Consider the following 21,913-nt stretch of genomic DNA (forward strand, 5'->3'; position numbering starts at 1 on the left):
ACCATCAGTGCTTCTCAATATACATCGTCCGGCTATACGCCACGTCTTCCGGGTTATTAATCGGATACCCTTTCACCCACGGCTTAATCAGACGACCGTTGGTGTACTGGTAAATAGGCGCGATCGGCGCTTTCTCCATGAGGATTTTCTCCGCCATGTTGTAGTCCGTGTTACGCGCTTTCGCCGTGGTTTCGAGCGTCGCCTGGTGGATTATTTTATCGTAAGCCGGGTCGTTGAAACGCGAGATATTGCCGCTGTGGGTAGAGGTCAGCAGGGACAGGAAGGTCGAGGGCTCGTTGTAATCCCCCACCCATGACGCGCGGATCACATCAAAATTGCCGGTGTTGCGGCTGTCGATGTAGGTTTTCCACTCCTGGTTTTGCAGCTTGACATCCACACCGAGATTTTTCTTCCACATGGACGCCACCGCAATGGCGATTTTCTGGTGGTTTTCCGACGTGTTGTACAGCAGGTTCAGCTTCAGCGGACGCTGAGGGCCGTAGCCTGCGGCCTGGAGCAAGGTTTTGGCCTGAGCGTTCAGCTCCTGCTGGGACATCTGCTCGAACGGTGAAGGTTCAGGCGTGAAGCCCGCCGTCACGTCAGGGGTAAAATGCCAGGCCGGTTTCTCGCCGGTACCCAGTACCTTTTCCGCCATAATGCGGCGATCGATAGTCATACTCAGGGCAAGACGAACCCGGGCATCGGCCGTCGGCCCCTTTTGCGTGTTAAACGCGTAGTAATAGGTCCCGAGCTGAGGCGGCGTATACACCTGGCCAGGAATATCCTTCAGGAGCTTCTGATACATGTTTTTCGGGAACGATTCGGTAATATCGATATCCCCTGCCAGATAGCGTTTCGTGGCGGACGATTCCTGATTAATCGGAATAAAGGTCACTTTTTGCAGGACAGTTTTCGCATTGTCCCAGTAGTGGGTGTTCGGCACGACAACCAGTTTTTCATTCACCACGCGCGCGTTCAGAACGTAGGCCCCGTTACCGACCAGCGCTCCCGGACGCGTCCACTCTTTCCCGCTTTCAACATTGGCTTTTTGCACCGGATAGAAGGCGAAGTTTGCCGTTAGGTTGCTAAACCACGGTAGCGGTTTATCCAGCTGGACGCGCAACGTTCTGGCATCCACCGCCGTCACGCCCAGGGTATCTGGCGCCGCTTTACCATCAATAATGGCCTGCGCGTTGCTGATGCCTGCCAGCGCCGCAAACCAGGCAAACGGAGAGGTCGTTTTCGGATCAACCAGACGCTGCCAGCTGTAGACAAAATCCTGCGCGGTAACCGGCGTACCGTCAGACCATTTTGCGTTATCGCGCAGGGTGAACGTCCAGATTCGGTTATCGTTGCTCTGCCAGCGCGTCGCCACGCCCGGAGTCAGTTCCCCTTTCTCATTCTGATTTACCAGCCCTTCGAAAAGATCGCGAATCACCTGAATCTCTGGCAACCCCACCGCTTTTGCGGGATCGAGCGAAGCCGGTTCGTCTTTAATGTGTCTGACCAGCTCCTGTTTTTGCGCCAGCACCGTGCCCTGTGGCACATCAGCAGCGTATGAGAGTGAAGAGAGTCCGCACAGGCACAGTGCGGCAAAAAGACGCGAAACAGGATGCTTCATAAGATCCCCTTTAAAAAATTCAGGTAAAAAGCAGATGCGTAATTATTTGTTTCGACAGTAAGAAATGCAAACAACTTACGCCTGAATAGTGATTTAAGGCAATTCTCAGCCGTTAAGGAAACTATTTGATTAACAGCGGCTTTTGCACAACACTGCCTGTAGAGACTTCGTTATCAGGATATCGTATGGCAACCACCCGACCCCGCGCGGAACGCGGCGCCTTCCCTCCGGGCGCTGAACAATATGGCCGCTCATTTTTAGGCGCATCGCTGATCTGGTTCCCGGCCCCCGATGCCGATCGCGACAGCGGTTTGGTTATTGCCGGCACGCACGGAGATGAGAACTCGTCTGTCGTCACGCTCTCGTGCGCGCTGCGGACGCTGACCCCGGCATTGCGACGTCACCACGTGATTCTTGCCGTGAATCCGGACGGCTGTCAGCTTGGATTACGGGCGAATGCGCGAGGAATCGACCTGAACCGTAATTTCCCTGCGGCAAACTGGCGCGCAGGGGAAACGGTATATCGCTGGAACAGCTCCGCCGAGGAGCGGGACGTGGTGCTGCTCACGGGCGATAACCCCGGCTCGGAGCCGGAAACGCAGGCGCTGTGCCAGCTTATCCATAAGATCCACCCCGCCTGGGTTGTCTCCTTTCACGATCCGCTGGCCTGTATTGAAGATCCGCGCCACTCTGACCTGGGCGCGTGGCTGGCCCAGGCGTTCGCCCTCCCGCTCGTCACCAGCGTGGGCTATGAGACACCCGGTTCATTCGGCAGCTGGTGCGCCGACTTGAGCCTGCCCTGCATCACCGCTGAGTTCCCGGCGATCTCCTCCGACGAAGCCAGCGAAAAATACTTAAAGGCTATGATGGATCTTTTGCGCTGGCAGCCTCAGAGGTGAAGTACGCCGCTGGTAAAATTAAGCGCCGGTGAAACGTCAACGGCCAGCCACGTCGGGCCATCCAGATCGGCGAAACGGACCTGATTGACCAGCGGCAGCGCCGCACCGATCGCCCGCGAGGTGCAAAGCATGCATCCCAGCATCAGGGCGAACCCCTGCGCCCGGGCGTCCGCCGCCAGGGCCAGGGCTTCAGTCAGTCCGCCAGTCTTGTCGAGTTTGATATTGACCATGTCATAGCTGCCCTTAAGCGCGCTCAAATTCTCACGGGTATGACAGCTTTCATCCGCACAGACGGGCAACGGATGGATAAAATTCTTCAGCGCCGCATCCTCTTTTGCCGGCAGAGGCTGCTCCAGCATCGCCACGCCCAGATCGGCCAGCAGCTGGCATCGCGCGGCCAGCCCTTCGGGATGCCACGACTCGTTGGCGTCAACAATGAGCGTGGCTGACGGCACCGCCGAGCGAATGGCGACCATCCTCTCGCTGATCAGACGATCGTCGAGCTTCACTTTTAACAGCGTGGCCCCGGCGTCATAGAGCGCTTTCGCACTGGCGGCCATCTGCTCGGGCTCCCCAATCACGACCGTTTGCGCGGTCACGACGGACTCCGGCACGACCACGCCCAGCAATGACGTCAGCGATTTTTGCTGCTTAGCGGCTTCAAGGCTCCAGAGCGCACAGTCGATGGCGTTGCGCGCCGCCCCGGCGGATAAACGCTGCTGTAACGCGTCACGCGTGAGGCCTTTTTGCAGGTCAGGTACCAGGGTCATGATCTGCGCCATCACGGATGCCAGACTTTCCCCATAGCGCGGGTAAGGCGTACATTCCCCGACGCCTTTAAACCCCTCTTCTTCGATTTCAACCACGACCACGCTGGCTTCACTTCGGCTGCCGCGAGAGATCACAAACGGGGTATGCAATGGCCAGGCTTCTTCATAGACCTTAACGCTTCTCATCACTGACTCCTTGCGGCCCGGAAAGGCGAAAAATTTGGTTTGCCGTGTTATCTGCTGATGGCATACACTAGCCACGACGTTAACTATATGTAAACAGGAAGATATCTATGTCACAACTCGTTCATTTCCAGGGCAACCCGGTTGCTGTAGCAGGTTCCATTCCGCAGGCTGGCAGCAAAGCGCAGGCTTTTACTCTGGTGGCTAAAGATCTGTCTGACGTCACACTGGCTCAGTTTGCGGGCAAACGCAAAGTACTGAACATTTTCCCAAGCATTGATACCGGCGTTTGTGCCGCATCCGTGCGTAAATTCAACCAGCTGGCGACTGAAATGGACAACACCGTGGTGCTGTGCATTTCCGCTGACCTGCCGTTTGCCCAGTCCCGATTCTGCGGTGCCGAAGGCCTGAGCAACGTTATCACCCTTTCCACCCTGCGCAGCGCTGATTTCCTCGAGAACTACGGCGTCAGCATCGCGGAAGGCCCACTGAAGGGTCTGGCAGCACGTGCTGTACTGGTTCTTGATGAAAACGACACTGTCGTTTTCAGCGAACTGGTTAACGAAATCACCACCGAGCCGGACTACACTGCCGCGCTGGACGTGCTGAAAGCATAATAAGTCCTTAGCATTCTATACAACTTATTCTCAACCTCGCCACGGCGGGGTTTTTTATTAGAAAATAGCTGAATCGTTAAAGCCAAAATATTCATCGATCACAAAAATCATGCAATAAAGGCAGCAACACGTAACTTCCGCGTGATCATTAACGCATTCTAATTGTTAAAATCACCTAATTTTAACCTCAGTGAAGCCCATCACATTTCCCTTTTTGTCTAAACATTAGATTTGCTTACGAAAGTAAATAATCGTTTCAGCAAAAAGGATAAAATATGAAGATCAAATTCGCTTTTACGCTCCTGGCGGTCCTGGTTTCTGGCCATGCCGCGGCTAAAACCTGGGTGCTGACAAGTGCTGAAAGCAGCGTAGAGAAAGGAAACTGGAAGATTTCCAGTGATGAGCTGAAAGTTAAAGATCAGACGTTCAGCATTGAGCAAAAAGTCTTGCATGGCGGCAAGCAGGAAGGCAGTAAAGTCATCATTATTAGCAGTAAAGATGGCCTGACGATTACGCTGAGCCCGACCCGCGGCATGAACCTTCTGCACGTTGAAGGGTTTGGCACCCGACTGGGATGGAATTCACCCGTCAAAGAGGTCGTCAATCCTGCCTATATCAATCTTGAAAGCCGAAACGGTCTCGGCTGGCTGGATGGTTTCAACGAGATGATGGTGCGCTGTGGCTACGAGTGGACAGGTCACCCTGTCACGGCGGACAGGCAAATTTACACCCTTCACGGCAGAGCCGGGAATACACCGGTATCACAGGTGGAAGTTGAGGTGGCGGATGCCGCCCCGCATGAGATCCGCGTTCGGGGTTTGATCAAAGAGAGCACGTTCAAAAAAGCGGATCTGCAGACCATGACCGAACTGCGCTACGTTCCCGGAACCAACCAGTTCAGCCTGCATGATGTTCTCACTAACCATGCCGATTATCCTCACGATTACCAAATTATCTATCACAGCAACTTCGGGACGCCGATCCTCGAAGAAGGCGCACGTTTCCTTGCGCCAGCGGCGAGCGTAAGCCCATTCAATGACTACGCCAAAGCGGGCGTTAACGACTGGCAAACCTATGCCGGGCCGACAAAAGGCTTTGATGAGATGGTCTTTAACATTCAGCCGCTCGCCGACAACAACCACGAAACGCTCGCGGCGGTGGTCAATAAAGCCGGCGATAAAGGCGCATCAATCCAGTTTGATACGCGCCAGCTGCCCGTGCTGACCTTGTGGAAAAACACCGATACGCTGAAGCAGGGTTATGTCACGGGCATCGAACCGGGCACCAGCTACGCCTACCCCGTGACGATTGAACGCCAACAGAAGCGGGTTAAGCAGCTGCAGCCTGGCGCCAGCGCGCAGTTTGATCTGACCTATACCCTGCTCCACAGCCCGCAGCAGGTGAAAGAGGTTGAAAGCAGGATTGCGTCGATTCAGGGCGAGACAAAAACAGACATCGTTAACACGCCGCTGGCGAAGGAATAAATCTAAAGTGAAAAGTAAAAAGCCTCTTTGCAGAGGCTTTTTTGTTATTCGTCACCTTTCTTATGATTCAAACCATACTCACGTAGCTTATTGGCGATTGCGGTGTGCGAGACGCCCAGGCGTTTTGCCAGTTTGCGGGTGCTGGGATAGCTGCGGTACAGCTGCGTCAGCACAGAACGCTCGAAACGGCTGGTGATGTCATCAAGTGACCCTTCCATCGCCTCTTCCCCTACCGATACCGTTCCGGCGTCGTAATCCGGCAACAGGATATCCTGCGGGCGCAGCTCATACCCTTCAAGCTGGGTCAGCGCACGATATACGGCGTTTTTGAGCTGACGAATGTTCCCCGGCCAGCCGTAGCGCATAAGCACCGTGCCAAGATCGGCTGACAGCTTCGGACGAGGAACCCCCTGCTCATCGGCAAAGCGGGCGACGAACAGCTCCGTAAGCGGCATGATGTCCTGCGGACAATCGCGCAGCGGCGGAATGTTCAGCGTCAGGACGTTAAGGCGGTAATAGAGATCCTCACGGAAGATCCCCTTTTGCACCAGTTCCACCAGGTTCTTCTGGGTGGCGCAAATGACGCGCACGTCCACATGCACCTCGTGATCCTCACCGACGCGGCGGAACGTGCCGTCGTTCAGGAAACGCAGCAGCTTAGCCTGCATACGCGGCGACATTTCGCCGATCTCGTCCAGCAGCACGGAGCCGCCGTTAGCCTGCTCGAAGAACCCTTTCTTGCCCTCCGGCGCGTGACCAAACAGCTCGCTTTCAACGGCATCTTCCGGAATCGAGGCGCAGTTAAGTGCCAGATAAGGCTTAGCCGCACGCGGGCTCGCCAGATGCACGGCGTGAGCCAGCAGGTCTTTCCCGGTGCCGGTATCGCCGGTAATCAGCAGCGGCGCGGTCAGGCTTGCGAGCTTACGCGCCTGATCAACCACATGGCGCATTTTCGGGCTGACGGCAATAATCTGGCTGAACGCGCCAACATCCTGACTGGAGAGGTTTTGCAGCTGACGACCCATGCGTAGCGTCGAGCGCAGCATGATCACCGCCCCGGTCAACACGCGGGTATTCCCTTCCCCTTTCAGATAGACCGGCGTGATCTCCATCAGGAAATTCTGCCCGTTAATCACCACATGCTCGCTGTGCGTGTTCTGCGGATTGCTGTCCAGCCAGCGCTGGAAGTTAAAACCGGGGATCAGCTGCGCGGCGTTATGATTGCTCAGCTTCTCCTGGCTCTGCGCGAAAAGCTGGCAGCTCGCGTGGTTAACGCGCTCAACTTTGCTTTTCAAATCCAGGGAGAGGAACGGTTCAGGCATGGCTTCCAGCAGCGCGCTCAGCGCCAGGTGCTCACGCTCGGACGGCATCCAGGGAATGGTGCGTACATCCGTAACGCCAGCGATACGGCGGATTTCCGCCATCAGGCTGCTGAAGGTATTAAATTCAATTTCGGCAAAATTGAGGTAAATTCGCCCGACAGGATCGATCTCAATGCCACGTAAATCAATGCTACGTAAAACAAGAAGATCGAGTAATTCGCGGGTCAGACCGAGACGGTCTTCACAGAAGACTTCAAGACGCATGGGAAATTCACCGTTTTAAGCCAATAACAGTAAAATGATATGTCAGAACACGGTGATCGGGAAGATGGCTGTCAACAAATATTGACAGCCAGCACGATTAGTGAACAAAACCTCACGGCGAAGGTTTTTTATTGAGCGTCTCTTTGAGCTGGCCGATCAGTTCACGCCTGAAATCCCCCAGTCGGGGCTTATCGCCGTCAATCCAGGGCAGCGGACGGCAGACTTCCATCGCTTTAATCCCCAGGCGTGCGGTTAATAATCCCGCACCGATGCCCTGAGCCGCACGGGCAGAAAGACGCGCCGCCAGATCCTGCGACATCCAGTCCATGCCCACTTCGCGCACCAGCTCACTCGCCCCGGCAAACGCAATATTGAGCAGGACCAGCTTAAACAGTCTGATCCGACTGTAGTAACCCAGCTCTATGCCGTAAAGGTTCGCAATACGGTTGATCAGGCGCAGGTTACGCCAGGCGATAAAAGCCATATCGACCAGCGCCAGCGGGCTAACGGCAATCATCAATGTGGATTCCGCCGCAGAACGGCTGATTTCGCGCCGCGCCTGAGCATCCAGCACCGGCTGTACCATGTGGGAATAGAGCGTCACCACTTCCCGGTCATTCTGAGTCTCATGGATGGCGGCATACCAGCGCTGAAGCGCCGGATGCGACTGATCGATTCCGGCCTGGCTGGCCAGCTTTTCACAGAACGCGCGCCCTTTCCCGGTGCCGTGACTGTGGAGCAGATCCCGCGCTTCATCACGCTCGTGCGCGCGCTGTCGCAGACGCCAGAGTCGACACCATTCGGTGGCAACCGACCCGACGCCAGCCCCCACAATCAGCGCGCCTGCGGCACATCCGCCCAGCGCGACCCAGTCCTGCGTGTGCCAGGCATTCATCGTCCACTGCACGCCCTGACCCACCACGCTTACGCCAAACAGCGCCAGACCGGCGGTGACCATCCTGCGCCACAGGCTGCGTTTTGGACGCAGCGCGGCGTCCACGACCGCCTCCGCCGGACCATCCTCAACAACCGGGTCGTCCTGCAGCGCCGGGGCAAAGTTATCGGCCGGGGTACCGCTGAACGTCTGCGCCGTTTTGAACGCCTCCTGAGGGTTCTGCTCAAGCGTTCCGGTAAAGTCAATGCGCGGTTTTAACGGTTCCGTCATCGCAATTTATCTCCAATCAAAAACTCCAGCGCCGCATCCAGACGGATGTGCGGTAAAGGCCTGTCGACGCTCATGGCCTGCGGGCGGAAGGCTTCAAACTGAAAGCCCTGTTTCTGCCAGAAGGCCTGGCCCGGCAGCCGCGCAGGCACTTCGCCTGGGTAGACAGTAAGCGGTTCACCGTCGCTGAGCCGGTTCCCGCGTAATGCCGGTATTTTCTCGCCGTTAAGGTCAATTAGCCCGCTTTGCGTCGCCTGCACGGACGCGAGCCCAAGGCAATCCATGCCGATCCCTTCGAAGGCGGCGTTTTGCCAGGCGTCCTGTACCAGCTGCTGTAGCAGCGACACCATATTGGCATGCTGGTCGACGGTGACGTGATCGGCTTTTGTGGCCGCAAAGAGCAGTTTGTCGATCACCGGTGAGAAAAGACGGCGGAACAGCGTCCGCTGCCCGTAGTGAAAACTTTGCATCAGCTGCGTCAGGGCAAGGCGCATGTCGTTGAATGCCTGTGGCCCGCTGTTGAGCGGCTGCAGACAATCCACCAGCACAATCTGGCGGTCAAATCGTAAAAAGTGGTTCTTATAGAATCCCTTGACCACCTTCTCACAGTAGTAATGGTAACGCTCGCGCAGCATACCGGCGTTAGTATGCTTATCCGCCTGCGCCAGCGTCGACTCGCCAACCCCATCCACATCCGGCCAGGGGAAAAACTGAAGCGCAGGCGCGCCCGCTAAATCACCCGGCAGAACAAAGCGCCCCGGCTGAATGAAGTGTAACCCTTCCTGTTTACACTGGTGTAAATACGCCGTCCAGGCGTCGGCAATGGCCGCCAGACGGTTTTCATCTGCTGGGGCAAGCGGGTCCAGCCCTTCGCACAGCTGTCGCCATTTGGCCGACCACCCGGCGCGTTGCCCCTGCAGCAATCCCGTCATCTGGCGTGACCAGCTGAGGTAATCCTGCGCCAGCATCGGCAGGTCGAGCAGCCATTCGCCGGGGTAATCGACGATTTCAAGATATAGCGTGGAGGTATCCTTGAAATGGCGCATCAGGGATTCATTCGAGCGGAAACGCAGCGCAAGACGAATTTCACTGACCCCTCGCGTCGGCGTCGGCCACGCGGGCGGGTCGCCATAAAGCTGTGCCAGCCCTTCGTCATAGGTAAAACGGGGAATGCCAAAATCACGCTGTGGAACGCGCTTAACGCCCAGCAGACGCTCTTCCCGCACCGCGCCAAGCAACGGCAGACGCGCCCCGGCGTGCAGGTTCAGGAGCTGGTTCACCATCGCGGTGATAAACGCCGTCTTACCGCTTCGGCTCAACCCCGTCACCGCCAGTCGAAGATGACGGTCAACGCCGCGGTTTACCAGTGAATTGATTTCGTTTTTAAGTCGCTTCATCGCCGTCCTTCGTTGCCTGGAAGCCTTGAATGCATGGCTTCAGAATACAATAAATGGGGGCAGATCGTTGATTATCAATTCTTATTTATTGCTATTGCCGTTTTTTCTCCAGTAAGATGAACGCCATTGCTGTCAGTCCTGAGTGAGTAAGGTGTATGTCACCCACCATTTATGATATCGCACGGGTTGCGGGCGTATCGAAATCAACCGTTTCCCGCGTTCTGAATAAACAAACGAATATTTCTCCTGAAGCGCGTGACAAAGTGCTGAAGGCGATTGACGAATTAAATTATCAGCCCAACAAACTGGCCCGTGCCCTGACCTCTTCAGGATTCGATGCCATTATGGTTATTTCGACCCGTTCAACCAAAACCACTGCCGGCAATCCTTTTTTCTCCGATGTTCTTCATGCCATTACGGCAAAAGCGGAAGAAGAAGGATTCGATGTTATTTTACAAACCTCAAAAAGCAGTGAAGACGATCTCCTGAAATGCGTGAGTAAAATAAAACAGAAGATGATCAAAGGGATCATCATGCTGAGCTCACCCGCAAATGAATCCTTTTTCACCACGCTGGACGCGTATGGCGTACCGGTAGTGGTTATCGGCAAAGTGGAAGGTGAGTATCAGAATATTTATTCCGTCGACACGGATAATTTTCATGACAGCGCCACGCTGACGGAAACCTTTATCAAAAACGGCCGCCGGAAAATTGCCTGCCTGCATGCGCCGCTTGAATATCATGTTTCGATCGATCGCCTGGCGGGTTATAAAGCCAGTCTGGAAAAGCACCATATTGCGATTAACCCGGACTGGATCATGGATGGTGGTTATACCCATGAGAGTGCGCTTAAGGCGGCTCTGGAACTGCTCTCTTCACCCACGCCGCCTGATGCCGTATTTGCTACCGACAGCATGAAGTTACTCGGCCTTTATCGCGCGGCGGACGAGTTAAATCTGATGATACCGGAACAGGTGGTGATAGCCGGATACAGTGACCCGATGCTGTCTCTCATTTTAACGCCCGCACCTGGCGGCTTTGATATCCCGACCCGCAAACTGGGGGAAGAGAGCTGCGATCTTCTCTTCAGGCGTATCGCGGGTCATCCCGCCCCGCAAAAAGTGCTTGTTGATACGCATTTTTTACTGGCGGCCTCGCTGCGCTAAAACCAGGGGCGGTTAGCCCCTGGAGGACCCACGGTCAGAATGCGTAATTTACCCCAACGCCCGCATAGTGGAAGCGGTCGTTTTTACCCTCGTCATGGTTTTCCCATTCGTAGGCGTATTCAAGCGTCATGGATAAACCGTTGTTGAAGTCATAGGCGTACTGCATACCCAGACGGTTGAAATCATGTCCTTCACGCTCAGGATCGTCCTGCCAGTCCCAGTTCGACCAGCGATCGAGCCCCAGTCGGGTGTAAGGCGTTAAGGTCGTCTGACCCAATGAAATAGGCAGGTAGGCGCGAATTTCCTGAGTGGAGAACTCGCCGTTATTACGTGAACCGTCCATATTGAAACCGCGCTCTAAATAGTAATTCACTTTAGCGGCAAAGGTGTCGTTAATGGTCCAGGTAAAGCCCGTTTCGGTTTCGACGCGGCTGTCTGAATAGCCTGTTTTTTCCAGATCGTTGGCAAACTGGTACATGGCAAACCAGCCGCCGAAACGCCAGTCGTCGGTTAATTTAATATCCCAGTCCGGCTGAATTTTGTAGCGCTGCATATTTGCGCTGCCGTCTCTGGCGCCGTGTTCATCCTTAAAGTGATAGCCATAATTACGGAAACCACCGGTCAGACCGAACGTGAAATCATCGGTACCAATAAAACGATAGCGTAATTCAAATTCCGGGCGGTCGAAATAGGTCCCACGGGTCATGCTGCTATAATCAACCGGTCCTTCCTGATACATCGCCAGCGAAATAGTCCAGGCATCCCAGGTCGCATTAAACCACACGGAGGGTTCATATAATCCGTCTTTATCTTCTCCCTGGCCTTCGACGTTTTCAATTTCATACATCGCGCCAATATTAAATTCCCATTGTTTAGCCGTTTCTGTTGCATGTGCGCAGCTCACCCCTGCGCACAGCACGAGCGCAGCACTTTTTAGTAGAGTACTCATAAAATATTCCCTTTATAATTAACAAACAAAAAACCGGAAATTTGCATTTCCGGCAAACACCTTTCTTATCTAATAGCCGCTTCGGTATCGGCGTCGAAGAAATGGCACTTATTCATATCGAACTGGATACCGATATTATCCCCTGCGGCATAATCATTCGCTGCTCCCGCGCGAACCACCAGCTCATGGCCGCCAACGGTGGCGTAGAGCATGAACTCCGCACCGGTCAGTTCGGCTACGCTGACTTTCGCCGCGATATTTTCACCGCTACTCTGCTGGGTGAGAATATCTTCCGGGCGGATCCCAAAGACCACAGCTTTACGCTGATATCCAGCGGCTCGCAGTGCAGCGAGCTTATCTTCCGGAATCGCCAGGCGCAGCGTTTCCGTGACGAAATAGCGGTCGTCGATGGCACCACGGACAAAGTTCATGGCTGGCGAGCCAATGAACCCCGCAACAAACATGTTTGCCGGCTCGTTGTATACCTGCTTCGGTGCACCGACCTGCTGAATAATGCCGTCTTTTAAGATCACAATGCGGGTCGCCATCGTCATGGCTTCCGTCTGATCGTGGGTCACGTAAATCATCGTGGTATTGAGCTTCTGGTGAAGCTTGCTGATTTCAGCCCGCATCTGCACGCGGAGCTTGGCATCGAGGTTGGAGAGCGGTTCATCCATCAGGAACACGCCCGCTTCCCGCACTATCGCCCTGCCCAACGCCACGCGCTGACGCTGGCCGCCGGACAGCGCGCCGGGTTTACGCTTGAGGTACTCCCGTAAGCCGAGGATCTGTGCGGCCCAGTTGACGCGCTCTTCGATAACCGCCGGAGCGATTTTCTGCATCTTCAGGCCAAACGCCATGTTGTCGTAGACCGTCATATGCGGGTAAAGCGCATAGTTCTGGAACACCATAGCGATGTCGCGTGACTTGGCGGGCACATCGTTCATACAAACGCCGTCGATCACCAGTTCACCGGCGGAAATCTCCTCCAGCCCGGCAATCATGCGCAGCGTCGTCGATTTACCGCAGCCGGACGGGCCGACAAAAACGATAAACTCCTTGTCCTCGATTTCGAGGTTAAAATCCTTCACCACGTGGACCTGGTTATCGTAAATTTTCTGAATATGTTTCAGTGACAGTTGTGCCATTTTTAATTCCTTATCAATACGCCCGGGAGGCCCAGAAATCGGTCAGGCATTTCCAGGTCAGTTCCTGCGTCGAATGAAGCTGTAGTCCCGCATGGGCCAGGCCTGAGCCAATCCCGACCGACAGCATGCCCGCCGCGTTGATCGCCGCCACGCCCGCGGGCGCATCTTCGACCCCTATGGCCGCCTCGGGGCGGACGTTCAGGCCAGCACACGCGGCGAGGAAGATCTCCGGGTCCGGTTTTGAACAGACGATGCGGGAGGCATCAGCGCAAAAATCAAAGGCGCGATGAATACCCAGGGCATGCAGTATTCCAGGAGCGTTGAGGGAAACGGAGGCGAGCCCAATTTTGACCTTCGCCGCCCGAATGTCCGCCAGCACCTCCCGGATGCCCGGCAGCAGTGACGCCTCGGTCAACGACGACAGCGATGCGACGTAGAGCGCATTTTTCTTCCCCGCCAACGCCAGGCATTGTTTGTCGTCAAACGCCCCCTCTTTCCCACCGTGTCGCAGGATCCGCTGCAGGGATTCCATGCGGCTAATTCCCTTCAGCTCCTCGTTGAACACCTCATCGATGGTGATGCCGATCTCCTGCGCGACCGAACGCCAGGCGAGAAAGTGCAGATGTGCGGTATCGGTGATGACCCCATCAAGATCGAATACAACAGCTTCAGGCTTCATGGCTGGCCTCTGTGGTAGCGGTCCCATTAAAAGACGTAAGAAATTCCCTACGGGACACTGCCTGCCGCTCCGATACGCATACCGTTTTTCCCCACAGGGTTAACGTGACGGGCGCGGTGGTCTCGATGGTTAAAACGTCATTTTCAAACGTGAAGTGCAGGCGAGCGTTCTGCCAGCGCAGCGGGAAGGCAAGTTTTCGCCAGTGAGCGGGTAGCTTCGGCGCAAGGTGCAGCTCGCCCTCAACAATCTGCATGCCGGCAAACCCCTGAATAACGCCGGACCAGATTGCCCCCGTGGCAGCGGCATGAATGCCGTCATCGCTGCTGTGCGGATCGTCGCCCAGATCGATAGCCACGCCAGCGCGCCAGAAGGCGTAGGCCCCTTCCGTATCGCCACAGCGGGCGGCCACAATGCCGTGAATAGCCTTGCTCAGCGAAGAGTCATGGATCGTACGTGGCTCGTAAAACGCCAGGTTGGCCGCGCACTGGGCGGGGGTAAATTTCTCCGGCAACAGGTAGTTAAGCATCACCACGTCAGCCTGCTTGAGGATCTGCATCTCGTTAACTTCCGCGCGGGAGTAATCCAGCAGGATGGTCTGCTTACCCGCTTTGGCTTTATAGCGGCTTAAATCGATCGCCGGTTTCGCCATGAACGAATCGTCCTGCGGGATAACGCCCCCGGCGTCGGCTTCCGGCAGCCACAAGCGGGCCAGGAAGGTGGTCGCCTTCTCCATGAAGCAGGCATCTTCACGCTCAAACAACGACATAAACCGACATGCGCTGGCCACGTTGTACCAGGCCAGATAGTTGGTGTAGGCGTTGTTATTCACATGTTCGGTGTATTCGTCCGGCCCAATCACATCATGAATTTCCAGGCGCCCGTTAATCTCCGTAGCGCGGCCCATCCAGAACGTTGCCGTCTCCACCAGCAGAGTCAGCCCTTCATTGCGCATAAACGCGTCATCACGCGTGGCCTGCCAGTAGGCCACAACGGCCCAGGCAATGTCCGCCACGATGTGGTGTTCGGCCAGGGCGGAGGCCACTTTCTGCCGCATGCCCGTACGGATGTTGATGGCTGCAAACTCCGGCGTCTCCTCTTTGCCGCTTGCGGCGCTCTCCCACGGGAACAGCGCGCCCGGCCAGCCGTTGCGGCGGGCTTTTTCCCGGGCCCCGGCCAGGTTCAGCCAGCGATAGCGCAGCAGACTGCGGGCCACCTGCGGACGGGTGAAAAGATGGAAAGGCAGCATGAATATTTCGGTGTCCCAGAAGACGTGGCCTTTATACCCCTCACCGGTCAATCCCTTAGCGGCAATGCTGCTCCGCTCATCATGGGCTGGCGTCATGGTGGTCAGGTGCCAGACGGCATAGTCCAGCGCCATCTGATCGTCAGGGGCTGCAGAAGCCACTTCCACCCGGGCATCACGCCATACGTCTTCCCATGCACAGGCTGAACTCTCCAGCAGCGAGGCATATCCCCTTGCCGCACAAACCTTGAGATCCGCCAGCACGCCGCGCGCAAAAGATTCCTGCGACAGGGCTTTATCGCTGCGATGGGCCACCCAGACCAACTTATCCAGCGTGACAGTGTCACCCTGCGGTATCGTCAGGGAATAGTGAGCAGAGAGCCGACGATTTTTAGCGGTAAAGCAGCTTTCGCTGTCTGCTGATAGCTGACAAAAAGCCGAGATAATAACGTCAGCGGCCCGGTCCTGCGTTTCATACACACCCTGCATATAGTGCTGGTCGAATACCCTGACTGAAATTTCATCCAGATGCTGACGGCCCGTATTGGTTTGTGTGGCATCAATACCGGTTTTCATCACCACCTGCGAGGCTGCGTCAAGCGGGGTGATCGCAAGCTGCATGGCCACAAGCGGCAGCTGATCCAGAGAGACAAAACGACGACTCTCCAGGCGATAGCGCTTTCCGTTGGGCGAGCGCCAGACAACGCGGCGATGCAGCTCGCCGTTGGCAAATGCCAGCTCGCGCTGCCACTCAAGAATGTCCCCGGACAGAAGGGTAAAATTCACCCCGTCCAGCTCAACCTCGATACCGGTGATATCGGGCAAATTGATCAGCTCAGTGGTCTCATTACGTCCCGCCTGGTGATACAAACCCGCAAGATACATCCCTCGGGTTTGCTGGGTGTAATCTTCTTCATGCGCAGCGCGAATGCCCATGTAGCCGTTACCGCATGCCATAATGGACGCGTACTTATTCAGACTGTGCGGACAAAAGCCCGGATCGGTTAATACAGACACGCTCAGCATAATGTTACGCTTTCTCCTGTTTCTGCCGACTGATAAAGCGCCGCGACAAGCTGCTGAATCACCAGCCCCTGTTCAGCATCTGCAATCATTACGGGCTCTCCCTGCACGTGGCGGACAAAGGCCTCCATGCTGCGTAAATGGCGCTGATCGTCAGCCTCTTCACGCTGAATCAGGGTCTGTAACGCCCCGGCGTCATCCTGATAAATATGTGCCGGGAAAAGCGTCGCCCCCGCTTTTTCACCGCAAAACGCGACATTCATGATCGACTGCTCGCGGATATTCAGCGCAAACGAGGTGTCCAGACGCAAAATGCCGCCGTTGCACAATTCGATGGTGCCAAACAGGGCATCTTCCACCGTAAACTGAGCAGGATCCCACTCGCCAAACTGGCCGCTGCTTTTCCGGGTTCCCAGCCTCTGGAAACCGTGCGCCGTGACCCTTTTCACCGCCGGGAAACCCAGTACGTACATCGCGGCATCCAGCATGTGAATGCCAATGTCAATCAGCGGCCCACCGCCCTGCAGCGCTTTATTGGTGAAGACGCCCCAGCCCGGCACGCCGCAGCGCCGCAGCGCCTGCGCCGAGGTGAAGTAGATTTCGCCCAGCGTTCCGTTCATCACGGCCTCGCGCAGCAGCTGCGTATCGAGCGCAAAGCGGTGATGGAAGTCATATGCCAGCACTTTGCCCGCCTTGCGGGCAGCGATCCGCATCTCGTCGGCCTCTTGCGGCGTCATGGCAGGCGGTTTTTCGCACATCACATGACAGCCGGCCTCCAGCGCTGCCATCACATGCTCAAAATGGAATCGGTTTGGCGAACAAACGCTCACCACGTCCGGCTTAACCGCCTCCAGCATGGCGCACGCGTCCTGCCACGCCGACGGTATGGCATGGCGCTCCGCAAAAGCCTGTGCCTGTTCGAGGCGGCTGTCCATGACAGCCACCATCTGAACATCACTGCGCGTGGCGTAATACGAGGCATGCACTTTGTCCGCAACCTGCCCGGCGCCAATGATGGCGACGCGCAGTGGCGACGTTGTTGAAGCACTCATCACGCTCGTCATCCTTAGCATTCGCGTAAATAAGTGAGTGAATCCCGGTAAGCCTGAGCGGGGTCCTCAGCGCGTACGCGGCACTCGTATACCACATAGCCCTGGTAATTATCCGCACGCAGCTGATTGAACAGGCTGGCAAAATCGAGGCTACCGCTTCCCGGCTGATAACGGTGATTATCGGCGATGTGCACATGGCCCAGCAGATCGCGGTGCTGATGCAGCGCCTCCGTCAGCGAATCTTCTTCAATGTTCATATGATAGAAATCGCCGATGATCTGCACGTGCTTGAGGCCGTTCTCTTCGATATAGCGTCGTGCGTCAGCCAGGGTGTTGATCATGTGATCCTGATAGCGGTTCAGCGGCTCCAGGTAGACGGTGGTTCCGGTGCGCGCGGCCACCTCATCCAGCCAGCGCAGCGACGCACTCACCGCTTTGCGGTCGCCTTCCAGGCTGCGTGGAGAGGTCATCGGCGGCAAACGGAAGGTAAACATTCCCCAGGCTGCAGGCACGATAATGCCCTTGCCGCCCACTTCGGCCAGGGCTTCCAGAATGCGTTCAATCTGCGCTAAACCGTTCAGACGACGCTCTTCGATAAAGTCACCAATCCAGCCATCGTATCCGCCGCAGGCGGTCGTGACCGGCAGGCCGGTGGCCTTAATCGCCGCTTTCACCTCGGCGAGATTTTCCACCAGCAGCTTGCCGTCAATCTCATAGCCATCAAAACCCATCGCCTTGATGTACTCGAATTTTTCCAGGATGTTGGACGGGAAAAAGGCCTGATTTTGTGTTGCGATTTTCATGAGTTGCTTTCCTTAGCTTAAAAAGTGACGCCCATTTTGATGCTCAGTTCCGGATGCTGATCCACATATTTCATGTAGCTTTCAGCGCTGGTGGTAAAGGTCACAACCGGGTCGATCAGATCTTCACAATTCAGATAACCGTTCATCAGCAGTTCCCAGCAGGTCTCTTCAATACGCTTGCGGCTCCAGCGCGGGTAATCCGGGTTTGGCTCACTGCAGGCGCGGGAGAAGACAATCTTCGCGTTGTTGAAATGCGCTTCACGCCCCAGGTTAAAGCCTGCTGAGAACGGTTTAGCGAACGCAACGTAGGAGATGGTGCCGCCGTAGGCGAGGCCGCGCAGCGCGGACTGCAGCGCATCGGCAAAGCCGCTGGTCTCGATGATCACGTCCGCGCCCTGCTTCCCAGTCAGCTTTTTAATTTCCAGACCAACGTCTGTGCCGATTGGGTTCAGGCAGTGGTCCGCACCGTGACGACGGGCGATCTCGCAGCGGTGTTCGATCGGATCAACGCCGATAACAACTGACGCGCCCGCTTTTTTCGCCAGCTGAATCGCAATCTGTCCGATGGCTCCCAGGCCGACCACGACAACAAAGTCGCCCACGCGGACGTTGGCATCACGCACGCCGCTCATGGCAAACTGTGCCGGATCGTAGCAGACGGCGTTCTTCCACGAGGCGCCCTGCGGCATTTTGCGCAGCTTGTAGTTGTTGACGGCATTCACGATAACCGTCTCCTGCAGCGGACCGTAGCAGCAGACGCGATCGCCAGTCTGGTATTCCGTGACGTCCGCACCGCATTCGATGATGTCGCCAACAATCATGTTGCCCAGCTGGAACTTACCGAACTCGATACCGCGCGCTGCGCCCTCTTCACGCGGCGTGAACATCTGCCACTCCGCGTTAAACTCTTCATCGATAAACGGGCTTGCGGCGCGGAAATCGACCACTTCAGTGCCGTGCTTCGGGGCACCAAAGCGGGCACGAATTTTCACTTCATGTGCTTCCACAGCACGATCTTCATATTCCACCAGCGCCGCCACGCGTGGCGCTGTCGCAACTAATTTTTTCATGATTGACTCCTTGTTAAAATTGGCCGCCTCAGCCCTTCACGCCACCGGCGGTCAAACCACTTTTAATAAAACGTTCAGACAGGGCGTACATGATGACCACCGGAAGTGCCGTCACCAGCGATGCCGCCATCATGCGACCCCAGATATAATCAGGTGTGCTAAAAAGCGTGTTCAGCCCGACCGGCAAGGTGAAGTTGCTGGCGCTGGACAGGAAAATGGACGCAAACAGATAGTCGTTCCACGCCACCATGAAGCAGTAGACAAACACCGATACGAGCCCGGATATCGCCAGCGGAACGGTAATACGGAAGATGATTTGCAGGCGGTTAAGGCCGTCCATCATTGCGGCTTCTTCTATTTCGTCCGGGATGGTGTCGAAGTAGCTGCGCAGCATGAACACCGCCGTCGGTAACGTCTGCGTCACCATGGTGATAATCAGCGCCAGCTCGGTGTCGTAGATCCCCAGCGCGGTGATGATTTTGAACAACGGCACCACCAGCAAGATGCCGGAGAACATGTAGACGGTGTAAAAACTCGCATTGATCGTCGTACGGCCCTTAAAACGCAGCTTGGACAAGGCGTAAGCGCCCAGCGTACCGAGAAACACGGCAATCACCGATGAGGTCAGCGACACCACCATGCTGTTTCGGAAGTAATCCACGAACGGGAAGATCAGCGGGTTAAAGATGTCGATGTAATGCTGCAGCGTCCACGCCTGCGGCAGAATGGTCGGATGGAGCGAGATCGCCTCTTTGGCGCTCTTGAATGACGTCATCAGCATCACGAAGAACGGGAAAAGCGTGATGATCAGAAATACCGCCAGCCCGAGATAAAAACCAATACGGCTCAGTACGCGTTTATTTGTTGCCATTGAGGTTCACCCTTTTTCTGGTCAGCAGAATCACAGCGAAGATGATCACGAACAGCACCACAGAGATGGCCGCTGCTTTACCCAAGTCGTTGAAAGCGAAAGCGGTTTTGTAAAGATAGACGCCCAAAATATCGACCTTCGTGGTCAGCAGGTAGACGTCAGCAAACATGTAGAACATCCAGATGGTGCGAAGCGTGACCACCGTGGCCAGCACCGGCATAATCGCGGGCAGCGTGACGATCCGAAAACGTTGCCAGGCATTCGCGCCGTCCATTTCCGCCGCTTCATACAGGGATTTATCAATGGTCTGTAAAATCGCCAGGAATGAGATAAATGCGTACGGGAAGTAACGCCAGATCGCGAACAGCACCACCAGTACGAAGCTGCTGTTCGGGTTGTCGAACCACAGCGGCGCCTGGTCATACAGATGCAACAGGTCTACGCCCAGATAGTTCACAATGCCGTAGCCGTTGTTGAACATGTATTTCCAGGCAAACACCAGCGAAATAGACGGCGTGACGTAGGATAAAATCACCAGAGAACGTGCCGTCTTACGCAGGCGAAACTCGCGATTAAAGAAGATGGCGACGGCCAGCCCCAGCACCGTGCTGCCAATCACCACCAGCGCGGTGTACCAGAAGGTCATCCACAGCGAGTGCCAGAAGGCGGCATCGCCGAGGATGCGAATGTAATTGTCCAGGCCGACAAACACGGCGCTAATGCGCGGATTGAGCGGCAAGCGTAAAAAACTGATTTCAATATTGGAAATCATTGGCCAGGCCACCAGGCCCCCCAGCAGAATCAGGCTGGGGGCCAACAGCAGCATGGCGAAAGGCATATCTGAACGACCAGAAAACAACGTCTTCATAATTTCCTTCCGCAGAGCGCTCCTATCGTTGTGTAATGAGATCAGTCAGTCGCTTCTGGCTGCTGCTTAACGTTGTGTTAAGGTCCTTCTGCCCCACCGTGACGTTATGCACCATGGAGCTGATAATGCCGGAGCCCGTCACGTCGCCCATGCGGGTGAAGTTTTTATCCCCAACCGCGCCAAACACCTGCACGTTCGGGAACTGTGCAATCAGCTCATAAGGCAACTGCCCAAACGCTTTAATCACGTCGTTGTTTTTCCAGGTATCCGTGCCCACCACCCCTTTGTTTACCGGCAGCGCCGCGCCCGGCGACATCATGACCCAGTCCGTCGCGTTTTGAGCCTGTTCCATCCAGGTAACAAACTTCTCGGCCGCTTTGGTCTCCTCTTCGGTTTGTCCGGTGGTGATCGTCAGCGAGGTGATCATGCCGTACACCGCCGATGAGTTTTCAGTCGGGACAACGAAGCCCAGGTTGGCAGGGTTTCCGTCCTTGTAGACGGCGGGCAGGATGTAGGTGGAGTAAACCGCCATCGGCGCAGAACCGTTCATGAAGGCGTCTTTGATCTCCATAACATCGTTCGAACCCGGCATGGTGGTCGCAGCCAGCGCTTTATAAAACGCCAGCGCTTTGGCCATTTCCGGGGTATCGATGTCGACATTCCCTTTTGCATCAAACACGTTCGCGCCACCGGAAAGGGCAAACTGAGAGAACGACTGTTCGGTCATCACGCTTTCCGCAGTCGGTAACGCGATGCCGTAATGTTTTTTAGCCGGGTCGTTCAGGCGCTGGCTGGCTTGCAGAAGCTGTTCCCAATTATGCGGCTCCTCAATGCCCGCCGCGGCCAGCACATCTTTGTGGTACCACACGCCGGAGAGCCAGGCGCTGATCGGCACGCCCGTCCAGGCTGCGCCGTCTTCCGTGCGGACAACGCGCAAGATGCCGTCATAGAAGGTGTTTTCCCCCACCGCCTTAATTGCTTCAGCGATTGCGTCACGATCCAGAAGCTGTTCTTTATCCATCACTTTTGCATAGTCATGGCTGACCTCAATCACTTCAGGCAGCGCGCCGGTTCGCGCCAGCGTAATCACCTTGGTGTTGTAGGCATCCTCTTCTACCGGTACCTGTTTTATCGTGATGCCCGGGTTCTCTTTCTCGAATTTTTCGATCAGTTTCGTAATAACGGCCTGACGCTCCTGCTCTACCGACGAGTGCATAAACTCAATGGTGACAGAGGACGCTTTGTCATCCTTACAGCCTGATAACAGGGCGCACGAAACCAGTGCTGATATCAGCACAATTCTGGGTATTTTCATGTTTAAG

19 protein-coding genes are annotated in these 21,913 nt (G+C 55.7%); 4 read left to right on the forward strand and 15 right to left on the reverse strand.

Annotation, left to right across the window (positions count from 1 at the left end; all coding sequences use genetic code 11):
- Window positions 1–4: 4 nt before the first annotated feature.
- Window positions 5–1,621, reverse strand: a complete 1,617-nt coding sequence (locus C6A40_RS09975; protein ID WP_045334853.1) for a peptide ABC transporter substrate-binding protein — start codon at window positions 1,619–1,621, stop codon at window positions 5–7.
- A 185-nt stretch (window positions 1,622–1,806) separates the two neighbouring features.
- On the opposite strand from C6A40_RS09975, the gene mpaA reads away from it, so the two are divergent.
- Window positions 1,807–2,520 carry a murein tripeptide amidase MpaA gene (gene mpaA / locus C6A40_RS09980; RefSeq protein WP_023327608.1) on the forward strand — a complete coding sequence of 238 codons (714 nt, stop codon included), beginning with the start codon at window positions 1,807–1,809 and terminating at the stop codon, window positions 2,518–2,520.
- Here mpaA and ycjG read toward each other — a convergent pair.
- Window positions 2,511–3,476 (reverse strand): L-Ala-D/L-Glu epimerase, encoded by a 966-nt coding sequence (gene ycjG, locus C6A40_RS09985; protein ID WP_045334856.1) that lies wholly within the window; start codon window positions 3,474–3,476, stop codon window positions 2,511–2,513. The genes mpaA and ycjG overlap by 10 nt on opposite strands.
- Window positions 3,477–3,583: 107 nt before the next feature.
- Between ycjG and tpx the strand changes: the two genes are divergently transcribed.
- Window positions 3,584–4,090, forward strand: a complete 507-nt coding sequence (tpx, locus tag C6A40_RS09990) for a thiol peroxidase (protein ID WP_008501256.1) — start codon at window positions 3,584–3,586, stop codon at window positions 4,088–4,090.
- Window positions 4,091–4,365: 275 nt separating this feature from the next.
- Window positions 4,366–5,574 (forward strand): aldose 1-epimerase family protein, encoded by a 1,209-nt coding sequence (locus C6A40_RS09995; RefSeq protein ID WP_045334858.1) that lies wholly within the window; start codon window positions 4,366–4,368, stop codon window positions 5,572–5,574.
- A 44-nt stretch (window positions 5,575–5,618) separates the two neighbouring features.
- Here C6A40_RS09995 and tyrR read toward each other — a convergent pair whose 3' ends face one another.
- From tyrR to C6A40_RS10010, 3 genes are all read right to left on the reverse strand, one after another.
- Entirely contained in the window at window positions 5,619–7,160 is a 1,542-nt protein-coding gene (tyrR, locus tag C6A40_RS10000; protein WP_032652110.1) for a transcriptional regulator TyrR, read from the reverse strand.
- Window positions 7,161–7,272: 112 nt separating this feature from the next.
- The gene (locus tag C6A40_RS10005) at window positions 7,273–8,325 is read right to left on the reverse strand and encodes a YcjF family protein (RefSeq protein WP_045334861.1); all 1,053 of its coding nucleotides are present in this window, start codon (window positions 8,323–8,325) and stop codon (window positions 7,273–7,275) included.
- Window positions 8,322–9,719 (reverse strand): YcjX family protein, encoded by a 1,398-nt coding sequence (locus tag C6A40_RS10010; RefSeq protein WP_021240275.1) that lies wholly within the window; start codon window positions 9,717–9,719, stop codon window positions 8,322–8,324. The genes C6A40_RS10005 and C6A40_RS10010 overlap by 4 nt, the downstream gene beginning before the upstream one ends.
- Window positions 9,720–9,874: 155 nt before the next feature.
- On the opposite strand from C6A40_RS10010, the gene C6A40_RS10015 reads away from it, so the two are divergent.
- Window positions 9,875–10,885: a LacI family DNA-binding transcriptional regulator gene (locus tag C6A40_RS10015; protein WP_008501251.1), complete on the forward strand. Its 1,011-nt coding sequence runs from the start codon at window positions 9,875–9,877 to the stop codon at window positions 10,883–10,885.
- Window positions 10,886–10,919: 34 nt separating this feature from the next.
- Here the strand turns inward: C6A40_RS10015 and C6A40_RS10020 are convergent, their stop codons facing one another.
- The 10 genes from C6A40_RS10020 to C6A40_RS10065 form a co-directional block, all read right to left on the reverse strand.
- On the reverse strand, window positions 10,920–11,834 hold the full coding sequence (locus C6A40_RS10020; protein WP_008501250.1) for an OmpG family monomeric porin: 915 nt from the start codon (window positions 11,832–11,834) through the stop codon (window positions 10,920–10,922).
- 65 nt (window positions 11,835–11,899) lie between these two features.
- Window positions 11,900–12,982, reverse strand: coding sequence for an ABC transporter ATP-binding protein (locus C6A40_RS10025; RefSeq protein WP_045334863.1), 1,083 nt, complete (start codon window positions 12,980–12,982; stop codon window positions 11,900–11,902).
- Window positions 12,983–12,995: 13 nt separating this feature from the next.
- The gene (pgmB, locus tag C6A40_RS10030; protein ID WP_045334865.1) at window positions 12,996–13,661 is read right to left on the reverse strand and encodes a beta-phosphoglucomutase; all 666 of its coding nucleotides are present in this window, start codon (window positions 13,659–13,661) and stop codon (window positions 12,996–12,998) included.
- Entirely contained in the window at window positions 13,651–15,930 is a 2,280-nt protein-coding gene (locus C6A40_RS10035) for a glycoside hydrolase family 65 protein (protein ID WP_045334867.1), read from the reverse strand. Before C6A40_RS10035 ends, pgmB begins: the two co-directional genes overlap by 11 nt.
- Window positions 15,924–16,982: a Gfo/Idh/MocA family protein gene (locus tag C6A40_RS10040; protein WP_102135179.1), complete on the reverse strand. Its 1,059-nt coding sequence runs from the start codon at window positions 16,980–16,982 to the stop codon at window positions 15,924–15,926. Before C6A40_RS10040 ends, C6A40_RS10035 begins: the two co-directional genes overlap by 7 nt.
- 11 nt (window positions 16,983–16,993) lie before the next feature.
- Window positions 16,994–17,782 carry a sugar phosphate isomerase/epimerase family protein gene (locus tag C6A40_RS10045; protein WP_021240278.1) on the reverse strand — a complete coding sequence of 263 codons (789 nt, stop codon included), beginning with the start codon at window positions 17,780–17,782 and terminating at the stop codon, window positions 16,994–16,996.
- Window positions 17,783–17,799: 17 nt separating this feature from the next.
- Window positions 17,800–18,852 carry a zinc-dependent alcohol dehydrogenase gene (locus tag C6A40_RS10050; protein ID WP_023327617.1) on the reverse strand — a complete coding sequence of 351 codons (1,053 nt, stop codon included), beginning with the start codon at window positions 18,850–18,852 and terminating at the stop codon, window positions 17,800–17,802.
- Between the two features lie 28 nt (window positions 18,853–18,880).
- Complete coding sequence (locus C6A40_RS10055) at window positions 18,881–19,723, reverse strand: carbohydrate ABC transporter permease (RefSeq protein ID WP_008501243.1); 843 nt, start codon at window positions 19,721–19,723, stop codon at window positions 18,881–18,883.
- Window positions 19,710–20,591 carry a carbohydrate ABC transporter permease gene (locus C6A40_RS10060; RefSeq protein ID WP_008501242.1) on the reverse strand — a complete coding sequence of 294 codons (882 nt, stop codon included), beginning with the start codon at window positions 20,589–20,591 and terminating at the stop codon, window positions 19,710–19,712. The genes C6A40_RS10055 and C6A40_RS10060 overlap by 14 nt, the downstream gene beginning before the upstream one ends.
- Window positions 20,592–20,613: 22 nt before the next feature.
- Window positions 20,614–21,906 carry an ABC transporter substrate-binding protein gene (locus C6A40_RS10065; protein ID WP_023292262.1) on the reverse strand — a complete coding sequence of 431 codons (1,293 nt, stop codon included), beginning with the start codon at window positions 21,904–21,906 and terminating at the stop codon, window positions 20,614–20,616.
- Between the last annotated feature and the right edge of the window lie 7 nt (window positions 21,907–21,913).

Source organism: Enterobacter sp. GER_MD16_1505_Eko_090 (genome assembly GCF_003331015.1).
Lineage (GTDB): Bacteria > Pseudomonadota > Gammaproteobacteria > Enterobacterales > Enterobacteriaceae > Enterobacter > Enterobacter roggenkampii.